Here is a 23,258-nt window from a genome sequence, read left to right on the forward strand (position 1 = left end):
ACTTTTAAACAAAAATTATCAGTTTGAATTTTTTTGTTAGTTTTGCTGTTCATATACTTCGCAGAGTTCTTTCATACTCTTATTAATACTAACCTTATGCTTATCCTTGTCTAACAATCTTTGTAAATCTGCTGTTGGATCCACATTTACACCAAGTATTGGCTCTACAACAGACTCAAATTTTGCTGGATGTGCTGTGGCTACGATTACATAATCTTTATCTTCATTATACTTATGCTTAGCTGCAAAAGCAGTAGCCGTATGAGGACAAATAATTTCTTTATACTCTTGGTAAACACTGCTTATAGTATCTTGTATTTCTTTATCTGGCACACAGCAAGCTTTAATATTTTTTTTGAAATCATCATGAGAACCTAACAAATAAACCAATCTCTCAAAATTACTAGGATTACCAACATCCATAGCATTTGCCAAAGTTTCTACGCTATTTCTTGGCTTAAACAACCCTGAATCGATATAGTCTGCTATTGTAGCATTAGCATTTAAGCTCATAGATATTTCCGCGATTGGAAACCCCATTTCTTTTGCCCAATATGCAGCCGTGATATTACCTAAATTACCGGAAGGTATAATATAGTTAATCTTCTGCCCTGTCTTTAGATAGTGCTGCCAAGAGGTATATGCATAGTATGTTGATTGAGGCAATAATCTTCCTATATTTATACTATTTGATGTATTTAGCTTTGTTCTTTCACTCCACCATGGTGTTTTAAAAGCCTCCTTAACTAAACTTTGACAATCATCAAAAACACCCTCAACTTCAACTGCTTGAATATTGTCGCCCCAACAAGTAATTTGAGCCTCTTGTCGTGCTGAAATTTTTCCCTTAGGAAACATCACGACTACTCTGATATTTTTTTTACCGTGAAAAGCTGCTGCAACTGCAGATCCTGTATCTCCTGAAGTAGCAACTAATATAGTAAATGGCTTATCATCTTTAATATAGCTCAAACAGTTAGCTAAAAAACCCGCCCCGAAATCCTTAAAAGATAGCGTAGGCCCATGGAAGAGCTCTAATATAGAGGTATTTTCATCTAATCGTTTTACTGGCGCAGGAAACTTAAATGTCTTTTGACAAATATCAGACAAATGAGACTCTAATTCATCTCCTTCAAAAAATTTTTGAAGCATATTTGCAGCAAACTCAGGATAACTCATATTAGAGTCAAACTTATTCCATTCAGGCTTAGGAAAAGTCTCAGGTACAAATAAGCCACCATCTGCAGCTAAACCATTTTGCATTGCTTCACTTAACGTAACACAGATATTATCATTCCTAGTGCTAATAAAATTCATTGTTTATTCTACCTTATTAATTTTTTTCTAGTAAATATGCGCCTTCATTGTTCATAGAACTAATCCATACACTTGATTCCAAACCAGATTTTTTAAATACATTACTCATAGCATCAGCTACTTTTTTAGGGCAATCGCTTTTTCTAACCAAAGCAAACATCGTAGGTCCAGAACCTGAAATACCACAAGCAAAAGCTCCTGAATCATAAGCTGCAGCTTGTACATCATAGTACCCCGTGATTAAGTTAGCTCGTCTAGGCTCTATTAGAACATCTTTTAAGCTCTCGCTCAACAAATCAATATCTTTTGTATATAGAGCACTTATTGTTGAAGCTAAATAAGAGCTATGCTCAACAACTGTAGATAAGTTGTAAGGCTCTTTGAGAATTTCTCTAGCTTTTTTAGTTTCTATAGATAATGCCGGACAAATTATAACAACATCACACTCAACTAATGGTAAGTTAATCTTCTTACATGGTTTTGAACTTTGAAGTAAAACCATACCACCATACATACATGGCACAGCATTGTCACCATGAAAAGACCCAGATATAAGGCTTTCACCATATATTGCATAATCAATTAGTTCATCATATAAGTAAGGTTTTTTGAAAAAAGCATTCATAGCAATCAATGCCGCTACGGAAGAAGCTGCTGACCCCCCCATTCCTGAGCCTAAGGTTATGCCTTTAGTAATATAGACATCAAAACCTATCTCAATCTTTTTATCACTAAGAAATTTTTTAATAACTGCTGTAGCGACATTTTTATCAATATCAAAAGGAAGTTTGTCTGCACCTGTTACACCAGTTATACTTTTTATAACCAAACTAGAATCTTTTCTTTTTCTTAATTCTACGATATCGCCGACACCTTTTAGTGAGAATCCTAGCAAATCATATCCTACTGCAAAATTAGCACTTGTAGCTGGAGCAAAAGCTTTAGCTAAATTTACATTATCACTTAGTTCCATATATTAACTCTCTTTGATGATACTAATAATATCTGCATAAACACCTGCAGCAGTAACTTCTATACCTGCACCTGCCCCTTGAATAACCATAGGTTGAACATAACGTTCAGTATAGATCATTACTATATTATCTATTCCTCTAATGTTAGCAAATGGACTACCTTGGTTGTAACCCTGAATCCCTACACTTGCTTTGCCATTTTCGACACGCCCAATATAGTGAACACCTATAGCCGTTTGCTTTTTAGCCTCTATTTGCTTCATTATCTGATCATTAAACCCAGGTAGTTTAATGAAAAAATCCTCTAATGAACATTCTCTTAGTTCTTCAGGTACTAGATTTTCTATTTCCAAATCATTCAAGCTAATATTTACACCTATTTCTCTAGCCATTATTACTGTTTTCCTAGCAACATCTAAGCCTGATAAGTCCTGTCTAGGATCTGGTTCGGTATAACCTTTATCATGAGCTAACTTAACAGCATCAGCAAAACTAACTCCATTATTAAGTTCGGTAAATATATAGCTTAATGTCCCAGAGAAAATCCCTTGTATCATTTTAACATTATCGCCACTTTGTACCATGTTTTGAATAGTTTTCACTAAAGGTAAACCCGCACAAACATTTGTTTCATAGAGAAAATTAACTCCTCTAAGATTTGCTGTTTTTCTTAAATGCTGATAATACTCATAATCATTAGAGTTAGCATATTTATTAGGAGTTACAACATTAACCCCTCTTTCTAAAAAGTGGGTATATTTAGTAGAAACTTCTTCACTTGCTGTAGCATCAATAACGATCTTTTTAATTGCTGAAGCTTTTGACATAAATTCAGCCAGCTTTTCTAAGTCAACCAGTTCATTCTTTTCAGCTAAAAGAGTTTCTGTATTCTCAAACAACAGGTTTTCATAAACTAATCTCATTTGTCTCGAATTAGTTACGCCTATTAGAACAATGTTTATACCTTTAGCATACCAACTTTCATATGTTTGCTTTAACTGGTTAATTAATTCTTTACCTATATTTCCAGCTCCAATAACTGCTACAGCCACATCATTACTAGTGGTGTTATAATGCCTATGCATCGCCTGAACACCTCTTTTTTCATCTACAGACCTTACTGCAACAGTAACACTTCTTTCTGATGAACCTTGTGCTATAGCATGAATATTTATATTTGCTAACCTCAAAGAGTTTATAAGCTTTGCTAAAGATCCAGATTTAGCTCTCATTCCTTCACCAACAGCTGTAATCAAAGAATAATGTTTCTCAGCAATTATCTTTTCTATATGGTTATTTCTTATCTCATTAACAAACTCTTGAGATAAGACTCTTAAGGCCTTATCTGCTTGTAAACTTTCCACAGCAACGCAAATCGAATACTCCGAACTTGCTTGAGAGATCATCATAACTGAAATATTTGCTTTTTCTAATGCACTGAAAACCTTCACAGAGATCCCAGAAACACCTATCATTCCAGCTCCTTGAACTCTAATGATAGCTACATTTGAAACACTAGTTAAACCCTTAATAAGCCCTTGATCTTCATCTTTTTCAGCACTTATTTTAGTTCCTTTTTCTGAAGGGAAATAGCTACTTTTGATGTATATAGGCGTATTTTCTAGAGCCATAGGTGCTATTGTGAATGGATGCACTACCGAAGCGCCAAAATATGCCAACTCCAAAGCCTCTTTATAGGTAAGCCTAGACAATGGCTTTGCCTCAGGAACAACTGATGGATTAGCACTATATACTCCCTTAACATCTGTCCAGATATATAATTCATCCGCTTGCAATAATTTTGCAAATATAGCAGCAGAATAATCACTGCAATTAAGCCCAAGAATAGTCCTTTTTCCCTCAGTATTTTGAGCTATAAATCCTGTTATTACGTATACATCGGCCTTATTATCATTTAATAACACATTTAACTTTTCTGAACTTTTTTGCCAGTCCACACACACCGGATAAATACTATCATCTACAATTAATTTTTCAGAGGCATCTACAAAATTTGCTTTAACACCTATAGATTGAAAGTATGCTGTTAAAATATTAGCTGACCAAATCTCACCGAAACCTAGTATAAAAAATTCTAATTTAGATGCACAAGAGCCTGTCATAACTATAGTGCTTAAAATATGCTTAATATCACAAATATCTCTACTAATTAAAGCTATTAAAGATTCATTGGCTGGGATTAATTCCTTTACTATATCAGTATGAAAACTACACACAGTATCCATTAAGTGATTATAATTTTCACCAGATAAAGCTTTTTCAATAGCATCACGCAAATGCGATGTTGTTTTATTTAAGGCAGAAACTACAATAGCATCCCCCTTATAATCAATGATTTTAGAAATGTTTCTTATTTTTTCAGCACTAGCGAGACTACTTCCACCAAACTTATGTACAACCATTTTTTTATATTGCTCAGACCATGTAATTATAACTACAATAAACGATAACATTTTCTCATAAATAAACTAGTCTTTTTGCACTTAAGCAGACCTATATCAGCACAAAAGTACTAAATTACCTAAACTCTTAATCAACCAACAAATGGATTGATATTAAAATAAAGATTAATGATTTGAGAAACAATAACTAAAGAGCCAAGAATTCCAGCGTACAAATTAACAGCACTAAGTTCAAAGGTTTTTTTAGATCCTATAAATATAGGAGTATAAACAAAGATTATAACAGCAAAAATGGCTGCATATTGTAATGCTAATATAAATCCTTGTGGATAAAATACCGTAAATATAAGAGGAGGTATAAAACATAGAAAACCAAGTTCAAGATTACTAATATTTTTACTATATTTAGCAAAAATATCTCTAATATAATGCATCAATGAAATCCCGACGCCAATAAATGAAGTAATTACTGCAATATGAATAAATACATTTAAACCAATCTCTAGCATATCAGAATGTGAAAGACTCTTTATCTCATTTACAAAACCATTTGGAGTATTATTGCCACCAATAAAAAGTGACTGGTAACTATGTAAACCTTCTTGAGGTATTAGTGAAAGCGCTAAAAATATCCAAATAAAATAAATTATTAAAACAGCTAAACTTCCAATTAAAATACTTTTTTTAATACTCTTAATATCACCATTTTGATACTCATACAAAACAGGAATTACATTATGAAACCCAAACGATGGTAAAAGTGTCGGCCAAGCAAATACTAATGCTGATAGTGAAACAGGCATGTTACTTAAATAATCCATTTGTATATAAACAAACATTCCACCAATAGCTAGAATAAAAAATAAAAATTTTAAAAACACAAAAATTCGATTTGCATAATCACTAACCTTGTAGCTATACATTAAACTACCAAATATCAGAATAAAAATAATTGCTGGTATCGCAACATTCGTAGCATTTGCTTTACCGCTTGGCAGAGCTAAAGAAACAAGACTAGAGCCTTGAGATGTATATGCTGATAATAAAGAATAAAGTAGTAAGATATATATTACTGCAAATATAGCTTGGTATAATTTTGGTGTTCTATCTTTCAGCATTGAGGTGAAATTGACACCCACCGGATATTTAGCACATGCATTTAAAAGCTTAAGAGCCGTTATATACATTACGCTCCATGATAATAGCAAAAGCAATATAGCTACCTTAAATCCACAAGATGCAACAACTAACGGAAGAGAGAGCATTCCTGCACCAATAGTTGTGCCTATAATAAGTAATACTGAGCCAATAGCTTTAGAATTCATAAATTTATGCGTTATTTTAAAATCAATTATGAATACTACAGCATTTTAAATGTTAATCAATAACTTGTATTCTCTATAATGTATTTTGCATATAATATAGATATACAAAAAATTTTGATTACAAAAAATGAACTTATTTTCTAGTCTACAACAAGTTAAAAGTTTTAAATTCAACGCCTCTGCTGGCATAAACTCAGCTACAAATTGGAACGGTATAGGTCACGGAAAAGTAGTTACTAGAATAGAAGATAATCAAATATTCTTTAAAGAGGAAGGCTCATTCTCGCTAGAAAATATTACTAAACCTACTAATATTTTTAATGAATATATCTGGACTAAACTTTCTGAAAATAAGCTAAGACTTTCTCATGCTCGTTTTGGCTATAAAAATACCGTTACTCTTTTTGATTTAATCAAAATATCAGAAACTGTTTGGCAAAGTGAAGAGGCTCATGTTTGTGTTGATGATTTATATTCTGCAAAGCTTGAAATCACTAGCAATTCTATAAAACTAAAGTGGAATATTGTCGGCCCTAAGAAAGATGAGAGTATAGAATATAATTATAGTTTCTAATCCGCACCAATAAAACGATAACCAATCGCATTCTCTGTAGTTATAAGCGGTTGTTTATTACAGTCAGATAGTTTTTTTCTTAATTGACCGATATACACTCTTAGATACTGAGCTCCATCACCATAATACTCACCCCAAACATCTCTTAAAACATCATCTTGCAATACTAATTTACCTGAATTAATCACTAACTTTTGTAGTATTAAAAACTCTTTTTTTGATAAGTGAATTTGCTCACCATCTATTAGCACTTTTCTATCACTGACATCTACCATCAAGTTATCAAAGCTATACTGATTTAGCTGATTTTGGCTGGCATTTTGTAAAATACTGTTAGTTATCACACTCTTAACTCTAGCTACCAATTCTGGCATATCAAAAGGCTTCTTCACATAGTCATTAGCCCCAGCATCCAACGCTTTAACTACTTCTGTAGTATCACTTCTTGCTGATAGAACTATTATTGGGATTTTATAGTTTTGACGAATAATTGGAATTAAATTTTGACCATCATCATCGGGTAATCCCAAATCAAGAATAATTACATCCACGGTGCTTTGAGTTAAGTACTCTTTAGCTGTTATCGTGCTATCAACACAGTCAACATCATAGCCTAGCACGAGAAATGTCTTTTCTAAAAAACGCCTAATCTGTAAATCATCTTCTACTATTAGAATTTTTTTCATATTGAGTTATCCAATTATTTTTTATCAGTATACTTTTGTGGCAAAACTATTTTAAACCTACTTCCACAATTTTCACCATCGCTATATGCCGTTATAACACCATGATGTGCCTCAACTATTCCTTTACATATTGACAGACCTAGACCATTACCTTGGGTGTAGCTATCTTTTTTATCAAGTCGGTGAAATACAGTAAATATACTTTCTAAATCTGCCTTACTTAGACCAATACCGTTATCACTTACCTCAAAAACACATTCGCCATTACTTTTCTGAATTAAGCTAACATAAACTTTACTGTTATCGGAATTTGAGAACTTTACAGCATTATCAACTAAATTTAGCATAACTTGTTTAAATAACATTTCATCACATTCAAACTCAAATTCATCTTTTGAATTATCAAATTCAATATCAGCTTGAGAATAAAGTCTAGAACATATTTGCTGCATATCATGTATGAATGATTTATTGTTTTGCTTACTTATTGCTAAAGCTAAACTTCCTGACTCAACTTTGAGCATCTGCATAATATTATCGATATAATTATCCAACCTTTTAGACTCGGATAACGCAATATCTAACATTTCATCTTTTTGGATTTCATTAAATGATTCTTTGAACGATTTCAAACTACTTATAGAGCCCATAATAGATGCTAAAGGTGTTTTCAAATCATGAGATACTGATGAAAGCATAGATTGTTGTAACTTCTCCTGCTCCTGTAACAGCATAAGTTTCTTCTCTTCTTTTTCAAGATTGCGTTTAAGTAATAAATGAGAGATGTGTGACAGCAAATTACTTAATATAACACTATCTGAAATAACTCTTTCTGTCGCCTCTTGAGAGCGTAGATATATACCTAGTACGCCTAAAACCCTATTTTCTATAACTAATGGTTCTATCGCCCAGTTTAAACCGGAGAATGTATTAGTTCCCTTGCCACAGCTTAACTTATATGAAAAACTCCACTTTGCAGCAACAAGCTCTTTTTGATTAAAATTTGGGTGTTGTGGAAACGCTGCTAAATCTAACTCTCCATCTTTGACACTTAAAAAAACAAAACTACATCTAAAGTATTCTTCTAAAGCTTGTAAAAATATTACCCTAAAATCTTTGTCTACATTTTTCTCATTAAAAAGTTTAGTAAACCTATAAAGTACAGATATTCTATTTTCTCGTTCCTGTAATGAGAGAAATGCTTTTTTAGTTTTTAATATAGTATGGCTTAGAAACATTTCCATAAATACAAAAAACACAAATGATGTTAAGCCCGCCAAACTTGAGATATGAAACTCAAAATTTGGCATTAGATATACATAAATATATAAAAGCGTTGCCACAACTGATGATGCAATCGATGCAACTAAGCCAAACCTGTATGAGCAAAATGCTAACACCATCAAAAAACAGAGTGTTTTTGCCAGCAATCCGGTATCACCTAACCCGATAAATATCGCAAAACCTGAAATTAAAACGATACTCATAGATTTGATAGCATCTACAAAATTTCTTTTATGCGTTTTATCTCTACTAACTTTAAATTTAGACTTATCTTTGACAGCCTTTTTATTTACCGATATAACATGTACTTGCATACCGTTATTTTTACGAATTAAATCATAGACAACCGAGCCTAAAATCACATCTTTCCATTTAGGTCTTATAGACTTCCCAATAACAATATCTGTTGCACCTATCGAAACTGCATACTCAGTTATCGCTTCAGATATTTTATCACCAAGGATATGGTCGATATTATAACCAAGACTATTCGCTAATAACTTATAGCGTCTAATCAAGCCAAAACTTACTTTGCTAAGCGAGTCAGACCGCTGCACAAAAACAGCTATCAAACGAGCATTTAAAGTCGTGGCTAACTGCTTACCTTTGCGTAACAGCGTAGGTGTAGAATCATCATAACCACAGCATACAAGCACATACGGTGAGCTAGGAATTAAATTACCATTCTTATATAGCTTCTTGTATTGTTGTATATCCTGACCAACATGGTTTGCAGCCATTCTGAAAGTATAATCTCTTAAAATTGTAAGATTTGTGTATTGAAAATATTTCTCTAAAGCTCTATCAATAGCATCACTTTTATAAACCTTGCCTTGCCTTAGTCGTTTAATTAGCTCTTCCGGAGATACATCAACTACAACTAGCTCATCTGCTGATTGGATAAACTCATTTGGAACAATTTCATTAACTTCAGTTTGAGTAATTTGTGTAACTTCATAAGAGATACTAGCTATATGTTGAATATTTACAGCAGTATATACAGATATCCCTTCATCTAATAACTCTTCAATGTCTTGATAGCGTTTTTTATTTCTTGTACCGGAAATATTTGTGTGTGCAAGTTCATCAATGATGACAATATCTGGTTTACGCTGTTTTATAATATCAACATCTAATTCTTGAAAAGCACTACCACGATAGTCAACAGATTTAGTACTAATAACCTCTAAACCATCTATAAGAGATTCTGTCTCTACCCTACCATGGCTAACTATCAGTCCGATAACTACATCTTTATTATCTTTTTGTACAGTTTTAGCATTATTAAGCATGGCATAGCTTTTACCAACTCCAGGAGCATAGCCTAAAAATATTTTTAGCTTACCCTTGCTTGCTTCACCACTTTTGTTTGCTAAGTTTAATAAAGCATCTACTTTTTGCTTATTTTCCATACTCTTTTTTCTTATTTATGAATTAGCTTCATCAAATCCATGTTAAGTTCAAGAACATTAACAGTATCAGTGTTGAAGAGTCTATACCTAGTATTGCTTTTTATCAAACTGTATATTTTATTCGGTGCGATATTGTTTACTTTAGCAATATAGTCAGCTTGATAATATGCTGCATCAGCCGTTATATCAGGGTCAAGGCCACTTCCTGAAGCAAATACCAAATCTTCTGGTACTGGCTTGTTTTTACCATATTTTTGCTGTAATTTCTCAATCCTTTCTTTCACCAATTTCTCTTGCTCTGGATTATTGATGGCATAATTAGAGCCTCCACTAGCTTGAGCGTTATAGTCACTAGCTGATGGTCTTGACTGAAAAAGATTGCTCGGCATATGCTGACCAATCAGCTCTGAACCAATAGTTTTTCCATTTTCATTATACATAGACCCTGTAGCTTGATGATTAAAAAAAGTATATCCAACACCCATTGTTACAAATGGATAAACTAAACCTAAGGCTATTGTAAAAAATAACATTGCCCTTAATGATACAAATAAATTTCTCATTTTCTCTCTCCAACTAAACTAAATGTAGCATCGTAATACACATATCTATAAGCTTTATACCTATAAATGGAACTATAACCCCACCAAGCCCATAAACTAACATATTCTTTCTTAGTAATGCTTGTGCTGATGACACTACACTTTTAACACCTATCAATGCCATAGGTATCAAAAATATAATTATAAGAGCATTAAATATCACCGCTGAAAGTATTGCACTCTCTGATGAATGTAAGTGCATGATATTCAAAGCATTAAGACTAGGAAACGCCATCACAAACAATGCTGGTATAACCACAAAGTACTTTGCAATATCATTTGTAATACTAAATGTTGTCAAAGCTCCTCTTGTAACTAATATTTGCTTACCGATTTTGACAATCTCGATAATCTTCTTAGGGTCAGAATCAAGGTCAACCATATTACCGGCTTCTCTAGCCGCTGAAGTGCCCGATGCCATTGCAATACCTACATCTGCTTGGGCTAAAGCTGGGGCATCATTTGTACCATCACCACACATTGCTACAGTTTTGCCTTCTTTTTGAGCCTTAATTATAAAATCAAGTTTATCTTTAGGTGATGCTTGAGCGATATAATCATCAACGCCTGCCTCTGCTGCTATTGATGCTGCTGTTAGTGGGTTATCTCCTGTTATCATCACAGTCTCTACACCCATTTTTCGCAACTCTGCAAAACGCTCATTGATGTTTGGCTTTATAATATCTTTTAAATATATAACGCCTAACAATTTATTGTTTTGAGCTACCGCTAGTGGTGTACCACCTTGTTCAGAGATTGTCTCAACTATCTTCTGAAAAGTTGTTTGAATAGATGCACTTAATGAATCGCCTAAATATCCCTCTATAGCTGAAATAGCACCTTTTCTTATCAAAACATTATCGTAATCAATACCACTCATGCGAGTATAAGCAGAAAAAGGTATTATCTCGACACTATCTAAATCAACATCATTTTGAGAAAACTCAAAGCTTTGTTCAGCAAGCTTTACGATAGATTTACCTTCTGGAGTTTCATCAGATAATGAGCTAATCCATGCAGCATAAGCAAGCTCTTGTTCATCTATTGTACCAACCGGTATAAATTCAGTTGCAAACCTATTACCAAGGGTTATAGTTCCTGTTTTATCTAATAACAACAAATCTATACTTCCTGATGATTCAACAGCTCTACCAGATAATGCAACGATATTAAACTTTAACAATCTATCCATTCCTGAGATTCCTACCGCTGATAGTAAACCTGCGATAGTCGTTGGTATCAATGTCACAAATAATGCAATAAGCATAACTACAGATAGCATCGTATTACTATACATTGCCATACCATATAGTGAGCATACTGCAAATATAAATATCAAAGTTAAGCCTGATAACAATATAGTCAATGCAATCTCATTTGGCGACTTCATACGCTTAGCATTTTCAACTAAATCAATCATCTTATCTAAAAAGCTCTCACCAGGATTTGATGTAACTTTTACTTTTATGCTATCAGATACTACTTTTGTGCCAGCTGTGACAGCAGAGTTATCAGAGCCTGACTCTTTAACTACTGGTTCAGATTCACCTGTAATAGCAGACTCATCTATAGTAGCCATCCCCTCTACAACATCGCCATCACAGGGTACAAAGCAGTTAGTTTCCACTAAAACAACATCGCCTATTCTTAGACTTTCAGCATCTACTTTTGTAGTATTGCCATCAGAGTCTACTTTTATAGCTATTAGTTTTGATTTAGCTGCCTTTAAAGTATCTGCTTGAGCCTTACCCCTACCTTCAGCTATAGCTTCAGCAAAGTTTGCAAATAAAATTGTAAACCATAGCCATAATACTACCTGCAGAGTAAAACCAAAGTATTGCCCTGTAACTATCTGACCTATCAGATAAACAGAGCATAGTAATGTAACGACCTCAACACAAAACATCACAGGATTAGCAACCATTTGTTTTGGATTACATTTTGTAAATGATTTAAGTATTGCTGGAATAACTAATTCTTTAGACAGCATTGAAGATTTCTTATTCATATTATTCACCTATAAACCTATATGTAACTGATCTAAAATTGGACCTAAACTCAAAGCTGGAAATATTGTCAACCCGCCAACTATGAGTATTGTAAATAGTACTAATATGCTGAAAATAATACTTGTAGTATCCAGAGAGCTTACCTCTGAATAGCTTGAGCTTCTTTTTTTGACAACTAAAGATCCACAAACTTTAAGGATTGCATAAATAACGCCAAATCTACCGATAAGCATACTTAATCCAATAGTAGTATTTAGGTATGGAGTATTTGCAGATAATCCCGCAAATGCGCTACCGTTATTGTTAGACCCAGATATATAGGCATATAAAATTTCAGAAAAACCATGTGCTCCTGAGTTAAATACTGATTCTTTAACCCCAGGCACAACACACGCTAAGCCAGTAAATACAAGCACACAACATGGAGATACAAGTAATCCAATCATAACCCACTTCATATCTACGGTGTCTATGCGTTTACCTAAAAAGCTCGGAGCGCGACCAATCATTAATGAACCAACGAATACCGCTAACATTAAGAACATAAAGAAACCATATAATCCAGCACCAATACCACCGAATATAATCTCACCTAAAGCCATATTTATCATAGCCATCATACCACCAATAGGAGTATAGCTATCCATAACACTATTAACTCCTCCATCAGATGCAGAAGTTGAGACTGTGTTATATAGCGTAGAATTGAATATACCAAATCTAGCCTCTTTACCTTCCATATTTGAAAGGTGTCCTACCTGACCATAAGTATCTTGTAAATTTGAGTTGTGCGATAATCCCCAGCCATGTAGCTCAGATACTGTCATAATTAGAAGTGATGATACAAATAGCACTAGCATTATCATAAATATTGACCAGCCTTGTTTAGTATTACCAACCCACTTACCAAATGTATATGTCAATGCAGAAGCTATAGCAAATATCGACAACGCTTGAAGATAGTTTACAATCACAGTTGGATTCTCATAAGGATGAGCAGAGTTACCATTGAAGAATCCTCCGCCATTTGTGCCTAAAGATTTTATCGCTTCTTGTGACGCTATAGGTCCTTGTGGAATTATCTGCGTAGCACCATTTAGTGTATGAGCATTTACATACTCAAGAATGTTTTGAGGAATCCCTTGTGACATATAAATCACAGCTAAGATAAAAGCTATCGGCAATAGTATCCAAAATGTAGACTTACTCAAATCAGACCAGAAATTACCCACAGTAGTACTTTCATGTCTAGCTATAGACCTTATTAATGCTATAGCAACAGATAAACCAACTGCTGCAGATACAAAGTTTTGTACACATAAAGCTGTCATTTGAGAAAAATAGCTTACACTTGTTTCACCAGCATAGCTCTGCCAGTTTGTATTAGTCACGAAACTAGCTGCTGTATTAAATGCCTGATAAAACCCCATACCCTCAAGATGCTGAGGATTAAATGGTAAATAGTATTGCGACATTAATATAAACATCACAAATACAAACGACACTGCAGAAAACATAAGAATACTCATAAAGTATGCTTTTGCTGATTGCTCTTTTCTTAAGCTAACCCCTATTGATTTTGAGTATATATTCTCAAGCGGAACAGCGAACCAATCAATGATTGTTTTTTTATTATTGAAAATCTTAAAGATATAGCCTCCTAATACTTTAGTAACAATCACCAAAGTAAAAATAAAAACTATAAATAATGAAAAGTTGATAATCATAACTACATATACCTCTAAAATTTCTCTGGAAAAACTAAAGTTAAAGATATATAGACAGTCAAAGCTGTCATAACCAATGCCGATAAAACAAACATATTATTATTCCTGTTTTTTGTTATTTATTTAGGTGGGGTATTATAGGACTATCAAATATAAAGATTCTATTAGTGTATTGAGCTTATGTATAAAATTTTCATAAAGAAATGGGGATAATGCAATCGATTGGTATAAATAGAGTTTTTAGCTGTATAACTAACAGTACTTCATTAAAACATTTGCTAGAATAAGTAACCTAATTAGATGAACTAGAAGTCAACTATGATAGACATTATAGGAAATACTCCTATCATAAAACTAAAGACCAAATCTCCTCATAATATATATGCCAAATGTGAATGGCTAAACCCTACAGGAAGTATAAAAGATAGAGTCGCGAAGTATATAATAAACAGCCTGATAGAAACTAATAAGATAAATAAATACACTACGCTAGTTGAAGCAAGCTCTGGAAATATGGGGACATCTTTAGCTGCTATTGCTAAATCACTTGAGCTACCTGTTCATATAACTTGCCCAGCTAAAACAGGCTTAGCCAAAAGAAATATGATAAAGTCCTTTGGCGCAAAACTAACAGTATGTAAGAATACTGCAGATCACCAAGATAAAGATTTTTATGTAAATAAAGCTAGAGAAATTGCAAACACTCCAAACGCAATATTTATTAATCAATATGATAATCCTTTAAATACAGAATGCCATTATGAAACAACAGGTAGAGAAATAGTTGATTATTTCGCAACTAATCAGATTGACCTAGATTACTTTATAACAGTTGGTGGCTCTGGAGGAACTATCACAGGTTGTTCGAAAAGAATAAAAGAATTTTCACCTACAACTAAAGTTATCATGCCTGACCCTAAGGGTTCTGTATATTATGATATTTTCAATACAGGACAGGTTATAAAAGAAAATATTCAGAGCTATAAAGTTGAAGGTCCAGGTAATCCAGTTTTTTGTAAATCTATGAATTTAGATTATATTGATCAAGTAATTCAATTTACAGATGAGCAAGCTATGCAAGGTTGTTATGATTTAGCAAATGAACAAGGAATTTATGCAGGGCATAGTAGTGGTGCAAACTACCATATAGCTAAACAACTTTTAAGCTTATTACCCAAAGATAAAAACTATAATGTCCTGATCATGATATTGGATAGTGGGATGAAATATAATTTCAACTAGTTTATTAGTAACTGAAGTCAGTAAATTAATTGGTACAATAATATTTTGCTGTTATTATTTAAATATAAAACATGAAAATAGGGTTAATCAAATGCCTGGAATATTAATTAGTTTTGTACTACTTATGATCTCTGTGTCAACAGCTTGGTTCAATCGACGCTGGGGTGTCATCACATTCAGTATTTTTCTTATAGTAGCAAGCTTAGTACTACTTCATCATGCAACAGATGAACTAGCAATTTACTTATAGGAGATATTTATGAAAAAAAGTGTAATAAATGATTCTATAAAATTTTTAAGCGCCATTGAATCAACTGGTATCGCTATTATTATTTTAATGGCTTTTTTCTTTCAAATTTTTATGGGTGAATTACCATGTCCTCTTTGTCTTTTACAAAGACTGGGACTACTAGCTATAGGTTTTGGTTTTTTACTAAACATGAGATTTCATGTTAGGCCAAGTCACTATGCTCTTTCACTTTTAGCCGCTGTTTTTACAGCTTTCGTTTCACTACGACAGGTAGCTTTACATGTTTCTGATCCTGTTGGATTTGGGTCTACAATATTAGGAATGCATATGTATAGCTGGGTATTTGTTATATCTATGATCGCTATTATTTATATAGCGGTAGTTATGTCATACCCTCAACAATATGAAATCCGTAAATCACCTCAAGAAATTTCTGAAGCTAAGAATAGTAAAATACGCCTTCTAACTCATGTAATATTTTTAATTTATGTACTCGTGATATTTGCTAATGTGGTATCAACTTTCTTTGAATGCGGTCTACATGAGTGCCCGGACAATCCAGTAAAGTATTTACTCGCATAAACTCTCCAAACGATATTGCTTACGGTTTTATTTCCGATAAATCTCCTATCTTATATACCTTAAACTTAAAGCTTCTAACTATGGAAGTATCATTAATATGAAAAGCATCTTCAACATGCTCAGGTCTAACCTTATCCATATCTATTATCGGTTTGTTCAACCTTACACCATGAGTATGACTTAGTAACTTATGTTTATTAGCAAATGGGTTGTAATACAAAACCGATGAAAGTTTACTATTTATAGTTTTTAAGTCATCTGAGTTTGGATCACTAACAACAGCCATTATAGTAAGGCTTATATCCTCATCGCTACTCACCTGCCCATCATAATATTTATCCTGATTATTAAAGATATTCTCATTATTTATTGGTGCCTTAGAGATAGACTCATAATTAACCAAATCAAGTTCACAACAACCAATTAGAGCAAAAGGAGCATCTAGCTCTTTATAGATCTCGGCATAAATATCTGCCAATGATAGACTCTTATCAAGAGATGTATACTGAACTTCATAATTTATAGATGCACCTTTAGGTACAATAAATATACCTGTAGTAACGAAATCAGTACCGTAAATTAAAGAACTTTTTCCTTTAGCCTTATAATCTGTTCTTGAGGTATAAATAAAACTATTAAAAAATATACTTTCTCCTAGACTTGTTATACCTTCTGGGGAAGCAAGCTCAAAACCGCACTCAAAATCTTTAGCTTGAAACCTTACATTTTTAAGCTCTTCTGGAACAATTCCATTAATCACATTATTAACATGTCCAACATAAGCTAAAGTTTGTGATTCATCATTAATCTTTTTTATATTTATCATAGTTTAATGACCTACTCCCATATCTTGCACTTGTAAAAAAAGTTCCATATTATCAGAATAATCCATACTAACATTTATTAATGTTGGCTTGTCACTAGTTAATGATTTGTTATATAGTTCCACAATATCTTCAGGTTTATTTGTCTGATAACCATCAGCACCAAAGGCTGAAGCAAATTTAGGTATATCTATTTCACCTAAGTCAATCCCAGACCCACGCTTATACTTCATTAGCTCTTGTTCTTTCACCATATCATAACTACCATCTTGCCATACAAAATGAGTTATTTTTATATTTTCACGAATAGCTGTTTCTAGCTCCATTGCTGAAAACAGAAATCCTCCATCTCCAGATATGCTTATGACTTTTTTATTTGGATTAGCTAGCTTTACAGCCATTGCCCACGGTAGTGCAACTCCAAGGGTCTGCTGTCCATTACTAAACAATAGTTGATGAGGTTTATGAGATATTAAATAGCGGGCTAACCACATATAAACAGAGCCAATATCACAACAAATAATTGTATCATCATCAATAACTTTATTAATTTCATTTACAAATCTAAGTGGGTGAATTCTATTATTTTTACCTTGCTTATTTACACCTGATTTTATCATATCAAATAATTGATTCTGTAAATCAGGGTAAGCGATTGATTTAACTTTAGAAAGCTTATCTGTCAGCAATCTAATATTTTCATGAATATTTCCAAGAACTTCACATTCTGGCTGATAATGATAATGAATATTTACAGGCTTATAATCCACATGAATGATCTGTTTATTAATATCTGAATTCCAAACCTCTGCATCATATTCAAATAAGTTTAAACCTACTGTGATAACTAAGTCTGCCTGAGCAAGAACCTTGTCTCCAGGCTGATTCTTAAACAAACCTACTCTGCCATAAAAATACTCAATTAAATTCCTAGGAATAACTCCTGCCCCCTGATATGTAGATATCACAGGTATCTTAAGTTTATTCACTAACTTTATTATCTCATTAGCATTTTCAGACCTAGAAGCTTCTTGGCCTAGAAATAAAACCGGTGATTGAGCAGACTCTATCAATTTAATTGCATTTGAGATGTTTTGTTCACTTGCTCTACCAAAATTGATCGCTTCAGATTTCTTACACGGACTTATAGTAGTTGATTGTTGTAGAATATCTTGAGGTAAGCTAATAAAACAACCTCCTGATTTAGGCTCTGTAGAAATACGAAAAGCATTCGCTATAGCTTCTGGAATAATTTCAGCACTTGTAACCTCTATACTTGATTTAGTTACAGATTCGAGTAATTTCGAATTATCTGCATTTTGATGAGTTTCTCTAAATTTCATATATAAAGCAACATTACCACCTAAAGCTACAACTGGATCTCCCTCTGTCGTTGCTGTTAAGAGTCCTGTTACTAAATTACCAACACCTGGACCTGATGTTACAAGTACTACTCCTGGCTTACCCGTAGTTCGACCATAAGCTGCTGCCATAAATGTGGCATTTTGCTCATGTCTACAAAGTATCAACTTAATTTTTGAGTCATGTAAGGCATCAAAAACTGTATCTATCTTTGCTCCAGGAATCCCAAAAATATATTCGACATCATTCTCTTCTAAACATTTTACTACTAATTGTGCTGCTGTTTGCATCAGAAAAAACCCTCATATATTATTTAAGCACTAATTAAATCCTACCATAAGAGGTATAAGAAATCTGTATAAAACTCATACTACTAAATGGTTTAGGTGAAAAGTTGGATTACAGAAAAAATATTTATTTAGAATTATTTGTTAACATTGAAGACGTCTTTATTTTTATGCTTTAACATAAAAAACTCTTTCATCATTGGCTTGAATTCTTCAAGAGTCATATTTTCATATGACTTACTAAATGCTTTATCATCATATTTAGCTATAAACTCTACAGCATCATCATAATATGGATTATCTTTAAACTCATCTCTAAGATTTTTATTTAAACCAATTTTATCCCAAAAATTATACCCTTGGAAAATAGAATGGTACTTTAGCATGAAGTAACATTTATCAGAGATATAGTTTCTAAGAAGTTCTGCTATAATGTGATCATGATTAAATGGGTCAAATATTTCACCCACATCATGTAACAAAGCAGAAATAACATAATCTAATTCCCTACCATCTTTATGTGCTAGCGTAGCAGATTGTAAAGAATGCTCAAACCTATTAATAGGGAATCCTTCTTTAGAATCTTGCAATTTTAATAATAACGTTGAATACAGCTCAACTAAGTAATCTGAATCACAGTACTTATTCAAACCATCAATAACATTTTTAATATCATCAGCTGTTGATTGGTCCATGCTCTTATAATCGCTCATAATTATTTACCTTTACATATATTAGACACATATTCAGTATAAGCAGAAAATTGCAAAAAATATATAAAGAACCACCTTTACTAAGGTTAATTATAGTTAATAGTTTAGAAAATAAACCAACCAATCATCTAAGTGAACGATCTTAATCGGTATATTTTAAGGCAAAAAAAAGCCCCACTAGAGGTTATCTAATGGGGCTTTTAATATGTGCTCATTGTTGTTGAGTCTTTTATTATAGAATAAAATGGCGACTACCTACTTTCACTTAGCGAATGCTAAACTATCATCGGCGTGTTATAGTTTCACTTCTGAGTTCGGAATGGGATCAGGTGGTACCTACAAGCTATCATCGCCAAAACTTTAATCTCTAATGTTTTGGTTTTGTATTTTACTGTTTAATTGCATATCAATAAAGATATTTAACAATTCAGCATAGAAATAGACTTAAGTCTCTCGGATCATTAGTACTGGTAAGCTTCATACATTGCTGTACTTCCACACCCAGCCTATCAACGTCGTAGTCTCCAACGTTCCTTACAGGTCTAAGACCTGGGATATCTAATCTTGAAGGAGGCTTCCCGCTTAGATGCTTTCAGCGGTTATCCCTTCCGAACGTAGCTACCCGGCAATGCTTCTGGCGAAACAACCGGAACACCAGTGGTTCGTTCACTCCGGTCCTCTCGTACTAGGAGCAACTCTTCTCAAATATCCAACGCCCACGGCAGATAGGGACCGAACTGTCTCACGACGTTCTGAACCCAGCTCGCGTACCACTTTAAATGGCGAACAGCCATACCCTTGGGACCTGCTTCAGCCCCAGGATGTGATGAGCCGACATCGAGGTGCCAAACTCCTCCGTCGATATGAACTCTTGGGAGGAATCAGCCTGTTATCCCCGGAGTACCTTTTATCCGTTGAGCGATGGCCTTTCCATACAGGACCACCGGATCACTAAGACCTACTTTCGTACCTGCTCGAGCCGTCACTCTCGCAGTCAAGCGCACTTTTGCCTTTATACTCTTGGCATGATTTCCGACCATGCCGAGTGCACCTTCGTACTCCTCCGTTACTCTTTGGGAGGAGACCGCCCCAGTCAAACTACCCACCATACACTGTCCTCGAATTTCTCCTGAGTTAGAACTTCAAATAGTCAAGGGTGGTATTTCAAGGTCGACTCCAACAAATCTAGCGACTTGTCTTCATAGTCTCCCACCTATCCTACACATAAATATTCAAAGTCCAGTGCAAAGCTGTAGTAAAGGTTCACGGGGTCTTTCCGTCTAACCGCGGGTACACAGCATCTTCACTGCGATTTCAATTTCACTGAGTCTCTGGTGGAGACAGTGTGGCCATCGTTACGCCATTCGTGCAGGTCGGAACTTACCCGACAAGGAATTTCGCTACCTTAGGACCGTTATAGTTACGGCCGCCGTTTACTGGGGCTTCGATCCACAGCTTCGCTTGCGCTAACCACTTCAATTAACCTTCCAGCACCGGGCAGGCGTCACACCCTATACTTCATCTTACGATTTCGCAGAGTGCTGTGTTTTTGATAAACAGTCGCAGCCACCTGATAATTGCAACCCATCTCTGCTCCAGGAGCAAGTCCCTTCACATAACATGGGCACACCTTCTTCCAAAGTTACGGTGTTATTTTGCCTAGTTCCTTCACCAGAGTTGTCTCATAGCCTTAGTATTCTCTACCTACCCACCAGTGTCGGTTTACAGTACGGTTACCTATACAATATACTTAGAAGATTTTCCTGGAAGCATGGCATCAATAGCTTCGTCAAACAAGTTTGACTTCGTCTCGTATCTCAGATCAACAATACACCGGATTTACCTAGCATATCTACCTACTTACTTTCACCCGGACAACCATTCGCCGGGCCTACCTAGCCTTCTCCGTCCCTCCATCATTCATATAAGCAGCACAGGAATATTAACCTGTTTTCCATCGACTTCACTCTTCAGCTACGCCTTAGGTGCCGGCTTACCCTACGTTGATTAACATTGCGTAGGAATCCTTGGGTATTCGGCCAATAAGAATCTCACTTATTTTACGTTACTCATGTCAGCATTCGCACTTCTGATACCTCCAGCATGCTTCTCAACACACCTTCATCGGCTTACAGAACGCTCCCCTACCATATATTATCTATATCCGCAACTTCGGTGCATAGCTTAGCCCCGTTAAATCTTCCGTGCGGGCCGACTCGACCAGTGAGCTATTACGCTTTCTTTAAAGGATGGCTGCTTCTAAGCCAACCTCCTGGCTGTCTGGGCCTTCCCACTTCGTTTCCCACTTAGCTATGACTTGGGGACCTTAGTTGGCGGTCTGGGCTGTTTCCCTCTCCACTACGGACCTTAGCACCCGCAGTGTGTCTCCCGTGATTGAACTTGATCGTATTCTGAGTTTGCATCGAGTCGGTAAGGTCGTAAAACCCCCCTAGTCGAAACAGTGCTTTACCCCAATCAGTTATACACGAGGCACTACCTAAATAGTTTTCGGGGAGAACCAGCTATCTCCGTGCTTGATTAGCCTTTCACTCCGATCCACAACTCATCCCGTAATTTTGCAACATTAGTGGGTTCGGTCCTCCAGTTAGTATTACCTAACCTTCAACCTGGTCATGGATAGATCGCGCCGGTTTCGGGTCTACTCCTAGCAACTATACGCCCTATTAAGACTCGCTTTCGCTACGGATCCCTTATTCAGTTATCCTTGCTACTAAAAGTAACTCGCTGACCCATTATACAAAAGGTACGCAGTCACATAACTAAATTATGCTCCTACTGCTTGTATGCAAGTGGTTTCAGATTCTATTTCACTCCCTTTATAAGGGTTCTTTTCACCTTTCCCTCACGGTACTAGTTCACTATCGGTCATTCAGTAGTATTTAGCCTTGGAGGATGGTCCCCCCATATTCAGACAAGGTTTCTCGTGCCCCGTCCTACTTGTTCGTATGTCTAGTTCCACTAAGATTATTTCGTATACGGGACTATCACCCTCTATCGTCAAGCTTCCCAACTTGTTCTACTATAATTCTAGCTATATCATACCAGGCTCTTCCCACTTCGCTCGCCACTACTACGGGAATCTCAATTGATTTCTCTTCCTAAGGGTACTTAGATGTTTCAGTTCCCCTCGTTCGCTCCTAACTCTATGTCGAGTAGGTAACCAGACTGCTCTGGTTGGGTTCCCCCATTCGGAAATCTCCGGATCATAGGTCATTTACCACCTAACCGAAGCTTATCGCAGATTAACACGTCCTTCATCGCCTCTGAATGCCAAGGCATCCGCCACTTGCACTTATTTTCTTAAGTCTATCTCTATACTAAATTGTTAAATATCTCTATCTTCATGCAAATAAATATTGGTGGAGCCTAGCGGGATCGAACCGCTGACCCCCTGCGTGCAAAGCAGGTGCTCTCCCAGCTGAGCTAAGGCCCCAATATGTTTTATACTCCCAACATCTTACGATGTTCAGAAAATGGTGGGTCTGAGTAGACTTGAACTACCGACCTCACCCTTATCAGGGGTGCGCTCTAACCAGCTGAGCTACAGACCCGTATTTATTTACACTAAAATATATTATCTACAAACACTAAGTTAAATCACTTGAGAAACAACAGTTAAAGTTTATTTCTATTTTTCGTATTTC

Annotated in this window: 16 protein-coding genes, 2 tRNA genes and 2 rRNA genes; 4 read left to right on the plus strand and 16 right to left on the minus strand. The window is 35.0% G+C overall.

Annotated features, from left to right (window positions below):
* Window positions 1-36: 36 nt before the first annotated feature.
* The 4 genes from thrC to CDH04_RS08000 all read right to left on the minus strand — a co-directional run bounded on the left by thrC (window position 37) and on the right by CDH04_RS08000 (window position 6,039).
* A complete protein-coding gene (gene thrC, locus CDH04_RS07985) occupies window positions 37-1,317 on the minus strand; it encodes a threonine synthase (RefSeq protein WP_112870517.1) in 1,281 nt (426 codons plus the stop codon).
* Window positions 1,318-1,333: 16 nt separating this feature from the next.
* Window positions 1,334-2,290: a homoserine kinase gene (locus CDH04_RS07990; protein ID WP_112870518.1), complete on the minus strand. Its 957-nt coding sequence runs from the start codon at window positions 2,288-2,290 to the stop codon at window positions 1,334-1,336.
* A 3-nt stretch (window positions 2,291-2,293) separates the two neighbouring features.
* Window positions 2,294-4,714 (minus strand): bifunctional aspartate kinase/homoserine dehydrogenase I, encoded by a 2,421-nt coding sequence (gene thrA / locus CDH04_RS07995; RefSeq protein ID WP_112870932.1) that lies wholly within the window; start codon window positions 4,712-4,714, stop codon window positions 2,294-2,296.
* Window positions 4,715-4,845: 131 nt separating this feature from the next.
* Complete coding sequence (locus tag CDH04_RS08000; protein WP_112870519.1) at window positions 4,846-6,039, minus strand: amino acid permease; 1,194 nt, start codon at window positions 6,037-6,039, stop codon at window positions 4,846-4,848.
* Window positions 6,040-6,166: 127 nt separating this feature from the next.
* On the opposite strand from CDH04_RS08000, the gene CDH04_RS08005 reads away from it, so the two are divergent.
* Window positions 6,167-6,613, plus strand: coding sequence for a DUF6314 family protein (locus tag CDH04_RS08005; protein ID WP_112870520.1), 447 nt, complete (start codon window positions 6,167-6,169; stop codon window positions 6,611-6,613).
* On the opposite strand, the gene CDH04_RS08010 is transcribed toward CDH04_RS08005, so the two are convergent.
* Genes CDH04_RS08010 through kdpA form a run of 5 tightly spaced genes read right to left on the minus strand, consistent with a single transcriptional unit; the run spans window position 6,610 to window position 14,333 of the window.
* Complete coding sequence (locus CDH04_RS08010; RefSeq protein WP_112870521.1) at window positions 6,610-7,299, minus strand: response regulator transcription factor; 690 nt, start codon at window positions 7,297-7,299, stop codon at window positions 6,610-6,612. The two genes, CDH04_RS08005 and CDH04_RS08010, sit on opposite strands and share 4 nt — an antisense overlap.
* Before the next feature lie 14 nt (window positions 7,300-7,313).
* Window positions 7,314-9,995: a sensor histidine kinase gene (locus CDH04_RS08015; RefSeq protein ID WP_112870522.1), complete on the minus strand. Its 2,682-nt coding sequence runs from the start codon at window positions 9,993-9,995 to the stop codon at window positions 7,314-7,316.
* Between the two features lie 11 nt (window positions 9,996-10,006).
* Window positions 10,007-10,558, minus strand: coding sequence for a potassium-transporting ATPase subunit KdpC (gene kdpC, locus CDH04_RS08020; RefSeq protein WP_112870523.1), 552 nt, complete (start codon window positions 10,556-10,558; stop codon window positions 10,007-10,009).
* A gap of 13 nt (window positions 10,559-10,571) precedes the next feature.
* Window positions 10,572-12,605 carry a potassium-transporting ATPase subunit KdpB gene (gene kdpB, locus CDH04_RS08025; RefSeq protein WP_112870524.1) on the minus strand — a complete coding sequence of 678 codons (2,034 nt, stop codon included), beginning with the start codon at window positions 12,603-12,605 and terminating at the stop codon, window positions 10,572-10,574.
* Window positions 12,606-12,614: 9 nt separating this feature from the next.
* A complete protein-coding gene (gene kdpA / locus CDH04_RS08030) occupies window positions 12,615-14,333 on the minus strand; it encodes a potassium-transporting ATPase subunit KdpA (RefSeq protein WP_112870525.1) in 1,719 nt (572 codons plus the stop codon).
* A gap of 318 nt (window positions 14,334-14,651) precedes the next feature.
* Here kdpA and CDH04_RS08035 point away from each other — a divergent pair, with 318 nt between their 5' ends.
* The 3 genes from CDH04_RS08035 to CDH04_RS08040 all read left to right on the plus strand — a co-directional run bounded on the left by CDH04_RS08035 (window position 14,652) and on the right by CDH04_RS08040 (window position 16,407).
* Window positions 14,652-15,575, plus strand: coding sequence for a cysteine synthase family protein (locus CDH04_RS08035; protein WP_112870526.1), 924 nt, complete (start codon window positions 14,652-14,654; stop codon window positions 15,573-15,575).
* A gap of 91 nt (window positions 15,576-15,666) precedes the next feature.
* Entirely contained in the window at window positions 15,667-15,825 is a 159-nt protein-coding gene (locus CDH04_RS09860; protein ID WP_174208885.1) for a DUF5993 family protein, read from the plus strand.
* Window positions 15,826-15,834: 9 nt separating this feature from the next.
* Window positions 15,835-16,407, plus strand: a complete 573-nt coding sequence (locus CDH04_RS08040; RefSeq protein ID WP_112870527.1) for a disulfide bond formation protein B — start codon at window positions 15,835-15,837, stop codon at window positions 16,405-16,407.
* A 19-nt stretch (window positions 16,408-16,426) separates the two neighbouring features.
* On the opposite strand, the gene CDH04_RS08045 is transcribed toward CDH04_RS08040, so the two are convergent.
* From CDH04_RS08045 to CDH04_RS08075, 7 genes are all read right to left on the minus strand, one after another.
* Window positions 16,427-17,233 carry a hypothetical protein gene (locus CDH04_RS08045; protein ID WP_112870528.1) on the minus strand — a complete coding sequence of 269 codons (807 nt, stop codon included), beginning with the start codon at window positions 17,231-17,233 and terminating at the stop codon, window positions 16,427-16,429.
* Between the two features lie 3 nt (window positions 17,234-17,236).
* Window positions 17,237-18,883, minus strand: a complete 1,647-nt coding sequence (gene alsS / locus CDH04_RS08050) for an acetolactate synthase AlsS (protein ID WP_112870529.1) — start codon at window positions 18,881-18,883, stop codon at window positions 17,237-17,239.
* A 134-nt stretch (window positions 18,884-19,017) separates the two neighbouring features.
* Entirely contained in the window at window positions 19,018-19,593 is a 576-nt protein-coding gene (locus CDH04_RS08055; protein WP_112870530.1) for an HD domain-containing protein, read from the minus strand.
* A 242-nt stretch (window positions 19,594-19,835) separates the two neighbouring features.
* Window positions 19,836-19,950: ribosomal RNA gene (gene rrf / locus CDH04_RS08060) — 5S ribosomal RNA — on the minus strand.
* Between the two features lie 83 nt (window positions 19,951-20,033).
* A 23S ribosomal RNA gene (locus CDH04_RS08065) occupies window positions 20,034-22,920 on the minus strand.
* 51 nt (window positions 22,921-22,971) lie between these two features.
* A tRNA-Ala gene (locus CDH04_RS08070) sits at window positions 22,972-23,047 on the minus strand.
* Window positions 23,048-23,088: 41 nt separating this feature from the next.
* Window positions 23,089-23,165, minus strand: a tRNA-Ile gene (locus tag CDH04_RS08075).
* Between the last annotated feature and the right edge of the window lie 93 nt (window positions 23,166-23,258).

It is taken from the genome of Francisella adeliensis (genome assembly GCF_003290445.1).
GTDB classification, from domain to species: domain Bacteria; phylum Pseudomonadota; class Gammaproteobacteria; order Francisellales; family Francisellaceae; genus Francisella; species Francisella adeliensis.